The organism is Bradyrhizobium lablabi (assembly GCF_900141755.1).
Taxonomy (GTDB): Bacteria; Pseudomonadota; Alphaproteobacteria; order Rhizobiales; family Xanthobacteraceae; genus Bradyrhizobium; species Bradyrhizobium lablabi_A.
The window spans coordinates 3801275-3817933 of sequence record NZ_LT670844.1; the positions used below are offsets into that span (position 1 = coordinate 3801275).

Below are 16659 nucleotides of genomic sequence, written 5' to 3' on the forward strand. Positions count from 1 at the left end.
CAATTTGCGTTCTCCAACCATCAGCCGCCGCGTATCAGAAGAAACACGGTCCGCAACTCGATCAGCTTGTCGCCCTCATTGAATTTCACCGGGTTCGGGTCAAGCAAAGCGAGATTTGGTGCAGCTTTTACACTTTCCACGGTGGGAAAATAGCCCTTGTCAATAACGTAGGCGCCGACGTCCCGCGTTACCTTGCCGGCCAGCAGGCTGCTGATCACCAGCGGCCGGTTCTGAAAATATTCGTAGGTCAATCGCGGGACGCTGGCATAGATGATGACGAAGCCCTCGCCAAATTGCGCGAACGGCGTCTTATAAGCAAATTCGACGGCGCGCTTGGTTCCGGCGAGGTACGAATTGATTTCCGCGAGATCTGCATTCGCCCGCGCGCTAAAGCCTGTTCTGCTCGTTAGGAGGGTATCCAGCGGCCATATCAATTGACGCGCCATAAATAAAATAGCGATCGAAGCGAAAGCTGCTGCAGCCAACCGAGGTCTAAAACGCCATGATTTCGTGAGCAGATAGAAGCAGACAACGCATGCCGGCAAGGTTGCGGAAACGCCGGCGGTATAATGCATGTCGTAGTGCTTCAAAACGATAAGCGCCGAAAGTAGCGCGGCCACGCCCGTTCCAATGCAGAGGACCGCAACCGGTGTTTGCCCGGCTCGCTTAAATCCAGCGACCAGGCCCGCGATCACGAGACCGGCTCCGCCGAACAGAGCGATCGGTACGGCGTAAGCACGGTCGACCGGTATCGTCATAATCGCACGCCGGATTTCGCCCGCGCTGACCACGGTCGGATCGCCGGTCCCGTATAATTGCGAACCCAGGATGACCGCCCTGTGGTACCAATAGAGATCGCGAAATGAATCCCAACCGATGACGAGAAATCCCGTGGCGAGGACGATCAAGGCAAAGCTGCCGACATAGACGCTGAGCAGCCAAAATCCCCGTGACCAGCCCACCCGGCAAAAAACCAGCTTCATGAAAATCGCGGCATAGAGCGCAAACGCGATGTAAATGTAGGATAGTTTGTTCAGGTAGGCGAGCGCGCCGACGCAGCCCGCGAACACCAAGATGCTGGGGTCGATATCCTTCTCATAGGCAAGCCGCACCATCACCGCCAGAAACAGGCCGTTGATGAGCATCGCGAATGCATCCATTCCCACCGTCATGAACATCTGCAGGGTTGCCGAGGTCGAGACCAGCCAGAGCGCTAATGCAGCTGCGGTGACCAGCCCGGGAACCAGCTTGCGTGCGGCCCGCGCAAAGACGTAAACGCCGGCCGCGCCCACCAAGGCTCCAAGAATCAAGATGATCCGATGATAATCGTCGACGTGGGCGAGCACCGTGCTGAAGAAATTCGCTCCCGAGGCGACAGGATATCCCGCAAGCGCGAGCGCGAGCCAGCTCATCAGATAGAAGGTTACTCCGGGATGGTAAGACAGCCCGACAGCTTCGTACATTTGCCGGTCGGCCAGCCGATAGGCCATATTCAGCGCGTCCGCGAGGCCAAGCGGTTCATAGTCGGTGACCATCCAGAACGCACTTGGATATGCGCGGGCGAGAAGGGTGCAAATCAAGAAAAACACAACGGCCAGGGCTAGCGGCCACAAATCCACTCTGCGCGAAGCAAGATTCATCTGCGTCAATCCACCCGCGCGATCGCGTTGATACCGGCGCCATCCCCGATCATCCGCGCCAACTCCCGCGCCGTCGACGGCAATGGCCGGGAGGTTCGTTCGTCATAGAAGCTATATCCATTCGGGATGAAATAAGACATCAGCTGGTCCAGCGACGTGGCATGTTCCTCGAGCACATAGGGCGATAGCTCCATCACAAAAATCGGCCGCACATCCCGCAGCAGCGCGGTTGCACCGCGAAGAACGTCACATTCGAATCCGTCCACATCGAGTTTGACGAGCTGCACTTTGCGATCGGCAAGTTCGGACAGCACGCTGTCAAGACTTCGCGCCCGCGCCTGTTCTGTTCGCATCTCACGGCCGAGGTGCTTGGCATGCAGGCCGGCCTCGCGCGCCAGCGGCCAACTCGAATAGATCGCCGCAGGTACGAGGTCTGCATCGCGCTCGGTGAGGAAACAATGGCAGGCGGTGACGCGGGCCTTGAGTTCCGGGTTGAGCTCAAGGTTGCGGGTAAGCTTGCGAAACGCATAGTCGGTCGGCTCGAACGCGATGACGCGGCCATTGGGGCCGACCAGTTGGGCAAGATGGAGCGTGTGCGCGCCGATATTGGCGCCGATATCCAGCACCAGCGCTGCGGGAGAGACAAGCCGTCGCAAGGCGGCCTTGGTCTGGCGCTCATAAATGTTTCCGAGGTAAATGGCGAAATCAATCCCCTGCGAAAGATCCAGTTCGTAATTGATTCCTCCCCGCACAACGATGTCCCGATCGTTGCGGCCAAGCACGGCGCGACCGGCTCGAACGACGCGATAAATCGCGCGGGCACCGGCAATCTTATGGGTCGTTTTCATCGGAATTCCGATTTGTGAAGGCTCAATCGCGGCTGCTTTTAGCCGAGGGGTCTGGCGGTGTAAATTCGGCAACCCGCACAATCCGAGGTCGATGGCCGACCCATATGGACCGCCCCTGCGAGATATGTGATATCCGTCCCGCACGATCGTTTCCCCCGCATCTCATCGGTAACGCTGGCCCATTTTTCGGATGTTCCAAAGCCTGATCAGAAATTCCGCAGTGCACCTATTCGGATTGGCGGCGAAGCTCGGCGTTCAACGGCTGCCGCTGTTCGAGCGGGTGTTTCTCGCGCTCTATGCGGGGTACAAGCGGTACTTCGAAGCCGGTCCCATCGAACGACTTCAGGAATTCATCCCAACGGGATCGCTGGTGATCGACGTCGGCGCCAATGTCGGCTTTTTCTCTCTCCGCTTCGCGCAATGGGTGGGTTCCGGCGGCGAAGTCATTGCGATCGAGCCGGAGGCCCGTAACTACGAAACCCTGGCGGCGGCGCTGAAGCGCGAAGGCCTGTCCGGCAGGGTGCGCACGCTGAAGGCCGTCGCGGCCGCCACCGCGGGATCGATGTTTCTCGAGATCAATCAACTTCACCCGGCGGATCACAAGCTTTCCCGGGACGGCACCGGCGTCGCCGTCGAAGCGGTGAGGCTCGACGATCTGGTCCAGGACAAGGGCGGGGGCAGGCCCAGCCTGGTCAAGATCGACGTCCAGGGCGCCGAGATGCTGGTTCTGCAGGGCGCGCCCGACATTCTTGGATTGGCCGGTCCGGCGCTTTTTATCGAATTGAATGAGGAAGGATTGCAGAAATTCGGGTCGTCCGTATCCGCCATTCTGGATCATTTGTCGCAATACGGCTACGAGCCCTATTGGCTGATGCGGACGGGGCCGCTCCGCAAGAGCAGCCCCGCGGAGATTCATGCCAAAGCCGCCGGGAATGCTTATGTCGACGTTTTGTTTCTCAAGTCGCCGCCTGGCTGACCCGCGCGCGCATCGGCACTTACCGCTCGAACAATTGTCCAACGGCGCGGTCCTCGTTCTTTACGGCGCCGAAGCGGTCGAACGAATAAGGCACACCGAACAGGCTGATCGTGCTCGCGCGCCGCTCGGGATCGCCATTGCACCAATGCGTCTTGTCAATTTCCTCCCGATCGCTGCGCTCGAGATTCTCGCACCATTTGGAATCCTGCTTCTGATAGGTGATCTTGACGGAAACCTTGCAGTCCAGAGCGGGGTCGGCTCCGCAGATGAAGCGGGCTACCGCGGGTTCGCCCCGCATCAGCCTGGCCTGCCAAAAATTGGCGGTCTTGGATTGATAAAGCCGTCGGGCGCCACCGAATACAATCGAAGCGATCGCGATCAGCAGAATGGCGCCCGCTACCCGGGCCCGCCGGCGTAACCTCAGGCGCTGTTGTGCATCGCCACCCTGTGCGATCGCCTCCATCATGCCCCCTAAGAAAAATTCGTGAAAAAATTGACGCCCGGGTTATAGGCCTCCGCTTTCGCGAAGGCGACAAGTTCATCCAAAGCCCCCTGCCGCGGCCAATCCGCCGAGCCTGCCGGTAATGGCGAAAAACTGCGCCACCGTTTCCTCGATGATCTCTTTCGCCGGCTTCACCTGATCGATCAGCCCCGCCGATTGCCCGGCGAGCGCGGGAGCGGCTTCCATGTCGCCGTGGAAGTAGAGCTGGCGAATTCCCTTTAACGCATCGGGTGCCATCAAACCAGCTTCATGAATGGCCTTGGTGCGTTCCGACTTCAGCGCGCGGATGCATGGCGTCGATTTCTTGTTGAGCACCAGCGTGCCGGTTTCGCTGGCCTCGACGATCGCATTCTTGTAGTTGGCGTGCACCGGGCTCTCGCTGCAGCTGACAAAGCGCGTGCCCATCTGGATGCCCTCGGCGCCGAGCGCAAACGCCGCCGCCATGCCGCGGCCGTCGCAGATGCCGCCGGCGGCGATCATCGGTACGTCGGTGCGCGCGCGGATGCCCTGCAGCAGCACCAGCGTCGAGACTTCCTCCGGATTCTTGAAGCCGCCGCCCTCGGCGCCTTCCACCACCAACCCATCGACGCCCGCGTCGACGCATTTCAGCGCGGTCTCGACGGTGGGTACCGCATGATAGACCGTAATACCCGCGGCCTTCAGCGGCGCGATGAATTTCGCCGGGCTGCCGGCGGACGTGGTGACGAATTTGACGCCGGAGTTGCAGACGAATTTCAGCATCGCATCGTCGCGCAGAAACCTGATCGGCAAATTGACGCCGAACGGCAGGTTCAGCGCTTTCATCTGGTTGATTTCAGCCTGACAGGCCTCGGTTTCGCCCGACGACGTCTCGATGATGCCGAGCCCGCCCGCGCGCGACACTGCGGAGGCAAGCTGGGTGCGCGCGATCCAGCCCATCGGGGCCTGCACAATAGGGTATCTAGCGCCGGTATCGACGAGAACGCGGTTCATGGTTGTCCGTGGCGTGAGGGCGAAATTGGCGGGCGAATTCGCCGATCACGCTATGACAAGTTCGGCTGGCCGACAATCCCGGCGCGGCCGACCGGCTGTTTTGTCCTGGTGCCGCAGCGAGCCAAGGTGCCCTCGCTGCCCGGGGTCCGGGCACCTCACTGCGGGGGTCGCAGCTCGATACCGTATCGGGCATAGATCCGCGTGATGGTGCCATCCGCCAAGAGCGTCTCGATCGCCGCATCGACACGCTGCCGCAGCTTGTCGTCGGGGCGGAACAGCCCGGCCGCAATGTTCCAGTTCAGATCGGAATCATTGTCGAACGCCGGAATCAGGCGCAGCGGTTTGTCGGCGTGCTGCTGGTTGAACCAGCCGACCGTCACTGGAGTGACGGCCGCCGCCTCGATCTCGTGATTGGCCAGCGCAGCAACGATCTCGTCCTCGAACACGAACGGAGACGTAAGGGTACCGCCCTTGTCCAGCGTCATCGAGACCAGCGAGCCGACCGGCACCCCGACCCGCTGATCGGGACCGAGACCGGCCAGCGACGACAAAGGCGAGTCGGAGCGGACCGCGAGCACGACGCCGCTGCGATGGTAGGGACGCGATACTTTCACGCCGCCCTCCGGCGGTGCATCCTTGCGGGCGATGGTATCAAGCACGAGGTCGCAATCGGCGCGGCGGTACTGGATCGCACTAACCACCCACTCCCGCGTCAGCTTGACGCCGATTTGTTCGGCAATTTTCTCGCCGAGCTCGATCTGAAATCCCGAGACTGGTCCGCTCTTGCTGGCGAACGGCAGCGCGTTGGGGTTGGCGCAGAGCGTCAACGCGCCACGCTCGATGATGGTTTCCAGCGAGCGCGCATCTGCAGCCAGGCTCCCGAACACCCACAGACCAACGCTTGCCGCGTATCGGATAAGGCGGTCTCGCGTTTGCCGCGCGCTAGTCATCGAGCCCCCGAATGTAGGCCAGGATCGCGATGATCTGGCCGTCGCTGAACGCCGAGCCGAACGCGGGCATGGCGCCCGGCTTGCCTTTCTTGATGCGCTCGATGATGTATTCGTCGCTGCGCTCGGATTTTGATAGTTTTGGCCCCCTGCCGGCGGCGCGACCACCGTCCTGGTGACAGAAGCCGCAGGTGGTGGCGAACATTTGCTCGCCATTGATGTCGCTGGGCGAGGCTTCGGCATTCGCCAGCGGACTTGCAGATCCCGCTGAGGTCGGCTGTTCGGCAAGCGCGGCAGTCGACAGAAATGACCAGAGGATGGCCAAGTAAGCAACGGGCACAAACACTATTCGCATTCCGGCATCCGTACCGACAAGCAAAGGCGGCAGGGAGCGATCCCTGCCGCCAAGGCCGTCGTCATTGTTTCAGCGCAAAGACAATCATGGCGCCGGTATTCTTCGCCATACTTTTGAAGGGCTCGCCGTAGAGCGCGATATACTCGTCGGACACCAGGCTGCCCCAGCCGGCCGGTACGGCGATGTACTGCTTGCCGCCTGCCATGTAGCTGATGATGCCGGCATTGTGGCCCATGCCATTGTTGTGCGACCACAATTCCTGGCCGCTCTCGGCATTGTAGGCGTGCACGACACCTTCGGCATCCGGCACGAACACCAGATTGCCCGCGGTGGCCATGACGCTGGCGAGCGGCGGCTCCTTGTAGTTGACCTCCCACTTCTTGGCGCCGCTCACGGGATCGCGGGCGTCAAGATGACCACGGGCCGGCCCGTCCGGCGGCGCCACCAGTTTGAACTGGGCGCCGAGGTTGAGCTGCGCCATCGGCTCGAGGATCGGCGTGGTCTTCTCCACGGTCACCTCCATGCACACTTCCTGGCCGAGCTTGTAATAGAGGCCGGTCTTCGGGCTGTAGGCTCCCGAGTTCCAGCTGATGCCGCCGATGATCGCCGGACACAACGGAGTGTCCGCTTTGCCAAGCGAGAGGTCGCGGCGGCCGATCAGTTCGCCGGTTTTGGGATCGATGCCCTTGACGAAGTTGATGTTCTTAACCAGCGGCCAGACGTTCTGGACTTTGGCGTTGGAGCGGTCATAGACGAAGATGAAACCGCCCTTGTTGGGATGAACCACGAGCTTCTGACCGCCACGGTCGAGCATGACGAACTCGCCCACCGCGGAATCGAAGTCCCAGGCATCGTGCGGCAGCTCCTGGTGATAGAATTTGAGCTTGCCGCTATCGGGATCGAGCGCGATGACGGACGTGGTGTAGAGATTTTCGCCCGGCCGCGGTCCGCTCTTCTTCCAGTCGGCGCCCGACCAGTCGTAGAGCGGAGCAGGGTTGGCAGTTCCCCACCACACCGAATTGGTCTCCGGGTCATAGGCCCCGGGCATCCAGCCGCCGCCACCACCGGTCCGCCAGGAATCATTGCCCCAGGTCGCCATGGCCTCTTCAGTGCCGGCGACGGTGTCAAACTGCCATTTCTTCTGTCCGGTCTTGGCGTCGATGCCAAAGATCGGTCCGCGCCCGGGCCATTCGCCACCCTGGGCGCCGATGATCACCATGTCCTTCACGACCAGCGGCGCGCCGGTGAAGCCGACCGTAACCTTCTTGGAATCCAGCAGTTTTGTGTCCCATGCCGGCTTGCCGGTCTTAAGATCGACCGCGATCAGGCGCCCGTCGACCGTGCCGACATAGAGATTGCCCTGACCGATCGCGATACCGCGGTTGTAGGGCGAGTGGGTCTGCTTGGCGACCAGCTCCTCGTCGAGCTCCGGCGCATAGGTCCAGATCGTCTTGCCGGTCGCGCCGTCCAGCGCATAGACGCGGCTATAGGAGCCCGAATAGTACAGCACGCCGTTGACGGCCAGCGGCGTCGACTGCAGGCCGCGGGTGGCGCGCTCCGGAAAATGCATCCAGGCGACTTCGAGGTCTTTGACGTTTTTGTCATTGATCTGGTCGAGCCCGCTGTAATGGTAGGACTTGTAGGTGCCGTGATGCGTCGCCCAGTCATTCTGCGCCGCCTCGCCGTTGAGCGCAGCCGCGTCCTGGGCATGCGCTGGCGGGGCCGTCAACAGGGCAGCCACCGCCAGCGCGGCGCAGCCGCCGAGATATCGTGCACGAAGAGCCATCTGTATCCTCCCTTTGCTGATTTGTTTGTTGGGCCGAATTGTCGTCGCGACCTCTGCAATGTTCTGCGGTCAATGCTTCATCGGGCGGGTCTCCACAAAGATCGCATGCACCGGGGAACTGCCGTCACGAGGAGACGGCCGCGGTTGTTGCCGCCGAAGTGAGCAACGGGCAGAGGTTCGGACAAATAGCTTTTTGCGATGAGGGCGCTGGTCCGTGCATGGCGGCATAGGCCGCTATCGCCGGGACTTATCTGCCCCATGCTGCACCGGACGTTGCCGGCGATGTCGGTGCGTTGCACCATGACATGTCCCTCGGACGCGTCTGCCATTAGTTGGACCGGATTGTTGTTTTTTTGTGGAGCGCAGAGACCTCGAACTGAAATCCCTGGTCGGCAAGCGAATTTTCCATGCACTCCGCCGTGGTTGAGCGCGTGCCGTCCCATCGGAGCCTGCACAACAGGACATCTTGCTCCGGTGTGGGCAAGAACGCTGTTCGCCGCTGTCCGTTGCTGCGCAGGTAAGGGAGCTGCGGAAATTCCGGGCGACGGTATGTGACCTTGACCTGCACGATAACCATGCATCGTCGGACGGCTTTCCGCGATTGCCTTGGTGATCCCCGCCCCGTAGTTTGGGCTTAAGCCAACAGGCCCCAACAACAAGAAGTCCGGAGAGAAAACCCATGGCGCGCCTCAAATTCGGAGCCTTCCTCGCCCCGCATCACCCGATCGGCGAGCATCCGATGCTGCAATTCCGCCGCGACCTCGATCTGGTCGAAGAGCTCGATGCGCTCGGCTACGACGAATTCTGGTGCGGCGAGCATCATTCCTCGGGCTGGGAAATGATCGCCTCGCCGGAGATGTTTCTGGCCGCCGCCGGCGAGCGCACCAAGCGGATAAAACTCGGCACCGGCGTGATCTCGCTGCCCTATCACCATCCCTTCAACGTCGCCCAGCGCATGGTGCAGCTCGACTATATGACCGGCGGCCGCGCCATTTTCGGCTCCGGACCGGGGGCGCTTGCTTCCGACGCGCATACGCTCGGCATCGACCCGATGACGCAGCGCGACCGACAGGACGAGGCGATCGCGATCATTCGCCGGCTGTTTCGGGGCGAGCGCGTCACCGCCAAGAGCGACTGGTTCACCATGAACGATGCCGCGCTGCAGATCCTGCCGTTGCAGGAAGAGATGCCGTTCGTGGTGGCCTCGCAGATCTCGCCGTCGGGCATGACGCTGGCCGGCAAATACGGCATCGGCATCATCTCGCTCGGCTCGATGTCGACGCAGGGTCTCATGGCGCTGCCGACGCAATGGGGCTTTGCCGAGGACGCCGCTAAAAAGCACGGCACCACCGTGAGCCGCTCCGACTGGCGGGTGCTGCTGACCTGGCACATCGCCGAGAGCCGCGAACAGGCGCGGCGCGAGGCCGGCGCCGGACTGATGCGCTGGCATAACGAATATAGTGTCGGCACCCTGCAGCGGCCGGGCCTGACGGCGTTCACCTCGCCCGAGGACGCCGTTGAGAAGACCGCCGGCGGCGAGGCGGCTGCCTCCACCATCGGCACGCCCGATGATCTCGTCAAAACCATCAAGAACCTGATGCAGGTTTCCGGCGGCGTCGGCACCATTATCGGCTTCGTGCACGACTGGGCGAACCCCGAAAACACCCGCCGCAGCTGGGACATGGTGGCGCGCTACGTGGTGCCGGAAATCAACGGCTACATCGACGCGTTGCGCAAGTCGCAGAAATTCGTGATCGAGAACCGCGCAGTGTTCGAGCGCGCAGGACAAGCCGTGATGGCAAAGATCATGGAAAACGACAAGGCCGCAGCAGCGCTCCCCTTAACCGGCCCCGGCCGCGTCGCCATCCCGACCATCAACGCGCCGGATCTGCAGAAGGAAGCCGCGAAGCGGAAGGCGTGAGGCGCGCCGTGGCGACGTAACATTCTCGTCGTCCCTGCGAAAGCAGGGACCCATAACCACCGACATCAGTTGTTGGAAAGCCGTCTACCCCCCAGCCCTAAATCGCACCAGCCCGGCGCATGGGTCCCTGCTTTCGCAGGGACGACACCGGTAGCTTTGCTCGCAGGGACGACGCTGGTTTTTCCGCGGTTACAAAATCACTTCCCGTAATAATCCTGCACCGTCTCCCACGCGACCGTCTGCAGCAGATGCGCGGTCGGCTCGTCAAGGCCGGCGAGATAGGGGTTGCCGACCGGCGAGCGGCCGGTCAGCGCTGCGAAGGTGGTGCAAGCGGCGAGATAAGTTCCGGCCGGAGACGGATGGCGCTTGTCCGGCGCAAAAAGATTAAGCTCCGGTTGCTTGCTGATCGCGCGCGCAAATGCGAGGCCAGCCGGAATCACCAGCGCGTTATTTTCATTGCCGGCGACCGTGTAGGCCTCGGCGAGCTGCGCGGTCATCTCCGGCTTGTCGGCATAGGCCCAGGACATGAAAAACACCGGCCTTGCACCATGCGCGCGCACGATGTCGCTGTCCTTTTTGGCATATTCGGTGAACACCGTCTTGAGCTTGGGATGGATCGGGCACTGGCTGCAATCCATCATGACGGCGACGTCGAACAATTTGTCGCGGCTGTTGAAGACGATGTTGTTGTGCTCGTCGAAAGAATAAGAGCCGATGGCGTTGGGCCTGAAATAGCTCTCGACGTCGTGCCAATCGAAGCCGGAGCCGCCGATCGTCACCATGGTGTTGTGATAGTCGTGCGCGTGTTCGGGGTCGGCGGCCTTTTCCAGCCGCCCGACATGGTCGGGCATGCCATTGTTGTAATAGAAGAAGCTGTTGCCGATGAAGATTTCAGTTTTCGGAAAATCCGGGCCAAGACTCGTCACAATAGGCCTGGTAACGGTGGGCTTGGTCTGCGCCAGCGCCGCCGACGGCCCCGCCGCGATCCAGCCGGCCGCGGCCAGCGCAACGAAAAATCCCCGAAAACTTCTCGACATGCCTACGCTCCCAGTTCGATTTTGTTTTGTGGGAGCCTATCAGGACGTGCGGCTTTGTCGTACTATCGGGTAGGCAACCCAGACTTGCTTTTGCGCCAAGCCGACAAAGGGTTTTATTTACCAGCCCCGGGCTATGCCGATGACGTCCGCCCGAGGTGCGTCGTGACAATATTGATTGCGGTCCGCACAGATTGGGACCAACCGGAGCAACTGCGATGTCGATGCAGAGTGTGGCCTCTCCCGCGATGACCCTCAACCCGCCGCGGCGCAATTCGCTGACGCATATTCCGGGTGACGAGGGCTGGCCGCTGATCGGCCAGACGCTGGCGGTTCTCGCCGACCCCAAGGGACACGTCGAAAAGCACGCCAAGAAATACGGATTGGTCTATCGCAGCCATCTGTTCGGCGAGACCAGCCTGGTGATGCTGGGGCCCGAAGCCAATGAGCTCGTGCTGTTCGACCAGGCCAAATTGTTCTCCTCCTCGCTCGGCTGGGGGCGGATACTCGGACTTCTGTTTCCGCGCGGGCTGATGCTGCTCGATTTCGACGAGCATCGCCTGCACCGGCGCGCGCTGTCGGTTGCCTTCAAATCCGGGCCGATGAAATCCTATCTCGCCGAACTCGATACCGGGATTGCGGCGCGGGTCGCGCAATGGAAGGCGCAGCCGGGGCCGATGCTGTTTTATCCCGCGATGAAACAGCTGACGCTTGATCTCGCTGCCACCTCCTTTCTCGGCGCCGGCATCGGGCCCGAGGTCGAAGAGATCACCCGCGCCTTTGTTGACATGGTGGCCGCTTCGGTGGCCGTGATCCGCAAGCCGCTGCCCGGCACCAAGATGGCGCGCGGCGTTAACGGGCGCAAACGCATCGTAGCCTATTTCGCCGAGCAGATCCCGATCCGCCGCGCCAAGGGCGGCGAAGACCTGTTCTCGCAATTATGCCATGCGACCCATGAAGACGGCGCGCTGTTGTCGAACCAGGACATCATCGATCATATGAGCTTTCTGATGATGGCCGCGCACGACACGCTGACCTCATCGCTGACATCCTTCATCGGGGCGCTTGCCGCCAATCCCGAGTGGCAGCAGAAGCTGCGCGAGGAGGTGGCGGCGCTGGGCGTCGAGGCCGGCGAGCCGACCAGCTTCGATAATCTGGAGGCCATGCCGCTCACCGAAATGGCGTTCAAGGAGGCGCTGCGGATCAAGCCGCCGGTGCCGTCGATGCCGCGGCGGGCGATCCGAAATTTCAGCTTCAACGGCTACGCGATCCCGGCCGGCACCATGGTCGGGGTCAATCCGCTGTTTACCCACCACATGCCGGAAATCTGGCCCAATCCCGACCGCTTCGATCCGTTGCGCTTCACCGAGGAGGCGCAGCGCGCCCGCCATCGCTTCGCCTGGGTGCCGTTCGGCGGCGGCGCACATATGTGCCTCGGGTTGCACTTCGCCTATATGCAGGCGAAATGCTTCGCGCGGCATTTCCTGCAGAATCTCTCGGTCTCGCTGGAGCCAGGCTATACACCGGACTGGCAGATGTGGCCGATCCCGAAGCCGCGCGACGGCTTGCGGGTGACGCTGTCGCGGCTTGGATGAAGCCGATCAGGCTTACGCGGCGATGCCGATCACATCGATGCCGTCGGCGCGACCGCGGATCGGCAAGCGCCCGAGATCGTGAACCGCAAACGGCGGCACCGATGCGAACCGGTCCATCGCCGCGCGGGACGCGAGAAAGCCGCCATCGACGTTGCGGCTGAGCTCTTCCAGCCGCGCCGCGGTATTCATGACATCACCGTTGAAGACGATCGCGCGCTTGACGTCGCCGATCTCCCCGACGATCACAGGCCCGAAATGCAGGCTGCCGCGAATCCGCGGCATGCTGCCGAATTCGCGCTCGAATTGGCCCGCGGCGCGTGACAACTCATCCCGCATCGCCACAAAGCAGCGCAACGGACGACAATCGACCGCGCCGCCGCGTTCCGGCCAGGTCACGATTATCTCGTCGCCGACATAATCGAGAACCTCGCCGCGGTAGTCGACGACCGACAGCGTAAGAATGCGAAAGGTGCGGTCGAGAAAGCGATGAATCCCAACACCCCCCAGCCGCTCAGCCAGCCCGGTCGATCCCGCGATGTCGACGAAGAGTACAAAACGGTTTTCCTCGACCGGGGAATGATAACGCCCGGTGACGAAGTTCAGGAAGGCGCGCGGTCCGATGATGTTGGTGATTCCGATAACCAGATTCGCCAAGATCAGGAATACCACCGCATAGGTGATGTCGATCCAGAAAGTTTGATGAGACGGATCGGGAGGAACCCCCGCGATGATGTTACCTACCTGGAAAAAGAGGATGGGAACGATAATCGCGGCGTAGATCGTGCTTCGCACCATCAGGTTGGCTGTGAACGAAAGACCGCCGAGCCACTCGCGCAACGGGCCATCCAGCACGAACTGCGAAATGCCCGTCATCGCGACACTGATAAGCAGCCCGTATGAGATTCCCACCGCTATCCCGGTAGCAGTCGTGAACCCCTGTGCGAGGCTATAAACGACGGCCCCGATCACACTGGCAGCAACGACGATAGCGAGTAACCGCAGTTTTCTCTCAAGCCTTGCGTTCATGCCGCCTGCCCTCCGCGTAGCCGTCGATTCGACTATATACGGACCTTCGCGAGCATGGCGATTTTCGATCGCCAGCGACCTAACCACGCAACGAACGATCGCTTTCTACTTGACGCGTTTTCTTCACGCGTCCGGTGCCCACCCCGGATCGCGTCCGGGGCGGGCTTTCGCTTGAAAACGCTTTGTTATTCGACGAACGTCGTCAGCTGGGCGCCTTCGTCTGCCACGAACACGGCGATCAGTTCCGCGGGCTCGGTGTTGCTCGCATTCGCCGATACCAGATGGGTGGCGCCGGGCGGTTCGAAGAACGACTGGCCGACCTTGAAAATCTCGACCGGGCCGCCGGCAAGCTGCGAGCGGATCTCGCCCTTGGTGATATAGGCGGTGACCGAGCCCGCGTGCCGATGCGCGCGGGTAAATCCACCCGGACCATAGAACACGCGCACGATCGTCACCCGCTTGCCCGGCACATTCGGCAGCGCGTAGGATCCGATCGGCTCCACGGTATCGAGCGCCGAACCTGAGGGATCGCTGACCGCGCAGAGCGGCTCGGCCATGCTTGAAAGCGTGTCCAACATGACCGGCAGCGTCTTGCCGATCAGGAATGCGCAGGCCAGCCCGGCGATGACGGCCAGGTGAAGGGGTCGAGCTTCGGGCCGCGTCAGAGAAATGTCTGATGTTGCGTGCATGGTGATTTCCCCTTGTCGGGCTCGAAGTGCAACCCTCTAGGCTTGTCATTCCGGGATGGTCCGAAGGACCAGACCTCAGATGTGCAATTGCACATCGGGGAATCTCGAGATTCTCCGATGTGCAATTGCACATCGTAGTTCGATGCTTCGCATCGCCCCGGAATGACGGCGGTTACCCCGCACCCTGATTGAACGCCTTACCAATGGCGACATAGCCTTGCTGCTGCTGCGTCCAGTTGCGGCCGCCGGTGACGGCGCCATCGACCACCAGATCATGCCCATTGATAAAACTCGATTCGTCGCTGGCGAGAAACACCGCGGCGTGGGCGATGTCTTCCGGCAACCCGGCGCGCGGTATAGGCTGCGCGGTCTTGAAGATCTCGCGCATCATAGCCGGCGTCTTCTCCGCCGCCTCCACCGACAGGCCGAGCGCCTTGCCGAAAATGCCGGTGGCGATCGCGCCCGGCGAGATCGAATTGACGCGGATGCCGGATTCGCCGAGCTCCATCGCCACGCATTTGGTGAGATGGATGACCGCGGCCTTGGCCGCGCCATATACCACCGAGGAGGAGAAACCGGCGAGCCTTCCCGCGATGCTGCCATTGTTGATGATGCTGCCCGAGCCCTGCTTTTTCATATAGGGCGCGGCGTGCTTCATGCCGAGCATCACGCTGCGCACCAGCGTCGCCATCGCGGCATCGAAACGGGCGACGTCCAGGCCCTCGATGCCGCCGGTCTGCGCCGGGCCGCCGGCGTTGTTGAACAGACAATCGATGCGGCCGAATTTTTCGACCGCCTCCCCGATCAGCGCCCGCATTTGCTCCTCCACCGTAACGTCGGTTTTGAGGAAAATGCAGTTGGCGCCGAGCTTGCTGGCCAGCGCCTCGCCCTCCGGCGCGCGACGCCCGGCGATCACGATCTTGGCGCCCTCCGCGACAAAAACTTCCGCGCTGCGCAGGCCTATACCGCTGGTCGCCCCGGTAATGACCGCGACCTTGCCGTCGAGCCGTCCCATGTGGTTCTCCCCTATGCTGAAGTTCGCTTCAGTATATCCCCAGCCGGACGGAACAACGCAAGCCACGCTTTGTTGCGACCCGTAATTGGCATGCCATGACGAAGCGACGGATCGCTTGAACCGATCGAAACAGCCGATGGCGTTTCCGGTCGTACCCTCTACCTGCGCTTTTTCCTCTATGCTTGGCCTTATTTTGGATTTGCTGATGGGGCTGTTGTGACCCATGGTGAAATTGATCGACGAATTTCGGCGGGGCTGGTACGGAATATCCCAACCGTCACCGCTTTTTAGCATTGGATTTGCGGCATCCTGCCTCGCGCTGGCGACCGCGGCGCGGTGGGGTCTTTCGCTGATCCGTCCCGACGTATTCTTCACCCCCTATATCCCGGCGGTATTCTTCGCCACGGCCTTTGGCGGCCTCCGGGTCGGGACGGCGACCGCGCTTGCCGGCGGCGTGCTCGGCGCCGCCGTCAATTTCAGCGACGCGTCGGTCGATTCCGCTAGGTTCGCGCTGATGGCCATCTATCTGATCGTCTGCGGCTTCGCGATCTGGGGAATCGAGCACTATCGTTCGATCGCCTCAAATCAGCGGGACATTTCGAGACGCCTGATCCAGGAGGAGGAATACCGGAAGCTCATCGTCGACGAACTGCAACACCGGCTGAAGAACAAATTGTCGACGATCCACGCGGTCCTGCATCAGGTGCTGCATGATCAGCCGCAAGTCTGGGCCAGCATCGACCACCGGATGCGGGCGCTGTCGGCGACCGACGACCTTATCGCCCGGCTCGACCGAGGCGGCTGCGACATCAAGGATCTGTTGTTGAACGAACTCGGACCCTACGGGCATGTCCGGTTCACGCTGAACGGCAATTCGCTGTTTCTCCCCGAGAAATTGGCGGTCAGCCTTGCTTTGGTATTTCATGAGCTTGCCACCAACGCCGGAAAATACGGCGCGTTCTCCGCGACCCACGGGCTGCTGCAGGTGTCATGGTCGGCGTCGGACGATCGGCTCAGCATCACCTGGGACGAGACCGAAGGTCCGCCGATCGGCGCGATCGGCGAGGCCGGCTTCGGCACCAAGCTGTTGAAATCGGCGCTGCGGCCTTTCGATGGTAAAACCGAGATCGCGTTTTTGAAGACCGGGGTGCACTGCACGATGCAGTGCCGCGTTCCCCGCAGCTGAGCGCGCTTTTTCGCGCGCGTGTTTCGCATTACCGGATATTCCGAAACGCCGTTGACATTCTGTTAATGACAAGTCGCGCCACGTCGAACCAATTGACGGCCTGGCTGTCGCATCATCGAGTTTCATGAATCTGCTTAACCAAAACTAAGAGAGAGTTTGACAGGCTC

At 61.5% G+C, this 16659-nt stretch carries 15 protein-coding genes; 4 read left to right on the forward strand and 11 right to left on the reverse strand.

Annotated features, from left to right (window positions below):
• Window positions 1-20: 20 nt before the first annotated feature.
• Both B5526_RS17710 and B5526_RS17715 read right to left on the reverse strand, forming a co-directional pair.
• Window positions 21-1640 carry a hypothetical protein gene (locus tag B5526_RS17710; RefSeq protein WP_079540014.1) on the reverse strand — a complete coding sequence of 540 codons (1620 nt, stop codon included), beginning with the start codon at window positions 1638-1640 and terminating at the stop codon, window positions 21-23.
• 5 nt (window positions 1641-1645) lie between these two features.
• Window positions 1646-2488 (reverse strand): FkbM family methyltransferase, encoded by an 843-nt coding sequence (locus B5526_RS17715; RefSeq protein WP_079540016.1) that lies wholly within the window; start codon window positions 2486-2488, stop codon window positions 1646-1648.
• 220 nt (window positions 2489-2708) lie between these two features.
• On the opposite strand from B5526_RS17715, the gene B5526_RS17720 reads away from it, so the two are divergent.
• Window positions 2709-3464 (forward strand): FkbM family methyltransferase, encoded by a 756-nt coding sequence (locus tag B5526_RS17720; RefSeq protein ID WP_172842064.1) that lies wholly within the window; start codon window positions 2709-2711, stop codon window positions 3462-3464.
• Between the two features lie 19 nt (window positions 3465-3483).
• Here B5526_RS17720 and B5526_RS17725 read toward each other — a convergent pair whose 3' ends face one another.
• The 5 genes from B5526_RS17725 to B5526_RS17745 all read right to left on the reverse strand — a co-directional run bounded on the left by B5526_RS17725 (window position 3484) and on the right by B5526_RS17745 (window position 8026).
• Window positions 3484-3927, reverse strand: coding sequence for a hypothetical protein (locus B5526_RS17725; protein WP_154071346.1), 444 nt, complete (start codon window positions 3925-3927; stop codon window positions 3484-3486).
• Between the two features lie 75 nt (window positions 3928-4002).
• The gene (locus B5526_RS17730; protein WP_079540022.1) at window positions 4003-4938 is read right to left on the reverse strand and encodes an NAD(P)H-dependent flavin oxidoreductase; all 936 of its coding nucleotides are present in this window, start codon (window positions 4936-4938) and stop codon (window positions 4003-4005) included.
• A 155-nt stretch (window positions 4939-5093) separates the two neighbouring features.
• Entirely contained in the window at window positions 5094-5825 is a 732-nt protein-coding gene (locus B5526_RS17735) for a substrate-binding periplasmic protein (protein ID WP_172842065.1), read from the reverse strand.
• Window positions 5826-5880: 55 nt separating this feature from the next.
• Window positions 5881-6240, reverse strand: a complete 360-nt coding sequence (locus tag B5526_RS17740; RefSeq protein ID WP_079540026.1) for a c-type cytochrome — start codon at window positions 6238-6240, stop codon at window positions 5881-5883.
• Between the two features lie 61 nt (window positions 6241-6301).
• The gene (locus B5526_RS17745; RefSeq protein WP_079540028.1) at window positions 6302-8026 is read right to left on the reverse strand and encodes a pyrroloquinoline quinone-dependent dehydrogenase; all 1725 of its coding nucleotides are present in this window, start codon (window positions 8024-8026) and stop codon (window positions 6302-6304) included.
• 679 nt (window positions 8027-8705) lie between these two features.
• Between B5526_RS17745 and B5526_RS17755 the strand changes: the two genes are divergently transcribed.
• On the forward strand, window positions 8706-9947 hold the full coding sequence (locus B5526_RS17755) for an LLM class flavin-dependent oxidoreductase (protein WP_079540032.1): 1242 nt from the start codon (window positions 8706-8708) through the stop codon (window positions 9945-9947).
• A gap of 197 nt (window positions 9948-10144) precedes the next feature.
• Here the strand turns inward: B5526_RS17755 and B5526_RS17760 are convergent, their stop codons facing one another.
• Window positions 10145-10984, reverse strand: a complete 840-nt coding sequence (locus tag B5526_RS17760; protein ID WP_079540034.1) for a DUF4886 domain-containing protein — start codon at window positions 10982-10984, stop codon at window positions 10145-10147.
• Between the two features lie 215 nt (window positions 10985-11199).
• Here B5526_RS17760 and B5526_RS17765 point away from each other — a divergent pair, with 215 nt between their 5' ends.
• The gene (locus B5526_RS17765) at window positions 11200-12576 is read left to right on the forward strand and encodes a cytochrome P450 (RefSeq protein WP_079540036.1); all 1377 of its coding nucleotides are present in this window, start codon (window positions 11200-11202) and stop codon (window positions 12574-12576) included.
• Window positions 12577-12588: 12 nt separating this feature from the next.
• On the opposite strand, the gene B5526_RS17770 is transcribed toward B5526_RS17765, so the two are convergent.
• From B5526_RS17770 to B5526_RS17780, 3 genes are all read right to left on the reverse strand, one after another.
• Window positions 12589-13602, reverse strand: a complete 1014-nt coding sequence (locus tag B5526_RS17770) for an adenylate/guanylate cyclase domain-containing protein (protein ID WP_079540038.1) — start codon at window positions 13600-13602, stop codon at window positions 12589-12591.
• A 185-nt stretch (window positions 13603-13787) separates the two neighbouring features.
• On the reverse strand, window positions 13788-14291 hold the full coding sequence (locus B5526_RS17775) for a cupin domain-containing protein (protein WP_079540041.1): 504 nt from the start codon (window positions 14289-14291) through the stop codon (window positions 13788-13790).
• A gap of 172 nt (window positions 14292-14463) precedes the next feature.
• Complete coding sequence (locus B5526_RS17780; protein WP_079540043.1) at window positions 14464-15306, reverse strand: SDR family NAD(P)-dependent oxidoreductase; 843 nt, start codon at window positions 15304-15306, stop codon at window positions 14464-14466.
• A gap of 223 nt (window positions 15307-15529) precedes the next feature.
• On the opposite strand from B5526_RS17780, the gene B5526_RS17785 reads away from it, so the two are divergent.
• Window positions 15530-16492, forward strand: coding sequence for a sensor histidine kinase (locus tag B5526_RS17785; RefSeq protein WP_079540045.1), 963 nt, complete (start codon window positions 15530-15532; stop codon window positions 16490-16492).
• The last annotated feature ends 167 nt before the right edge of the window (window positions 16493-16659 follow it).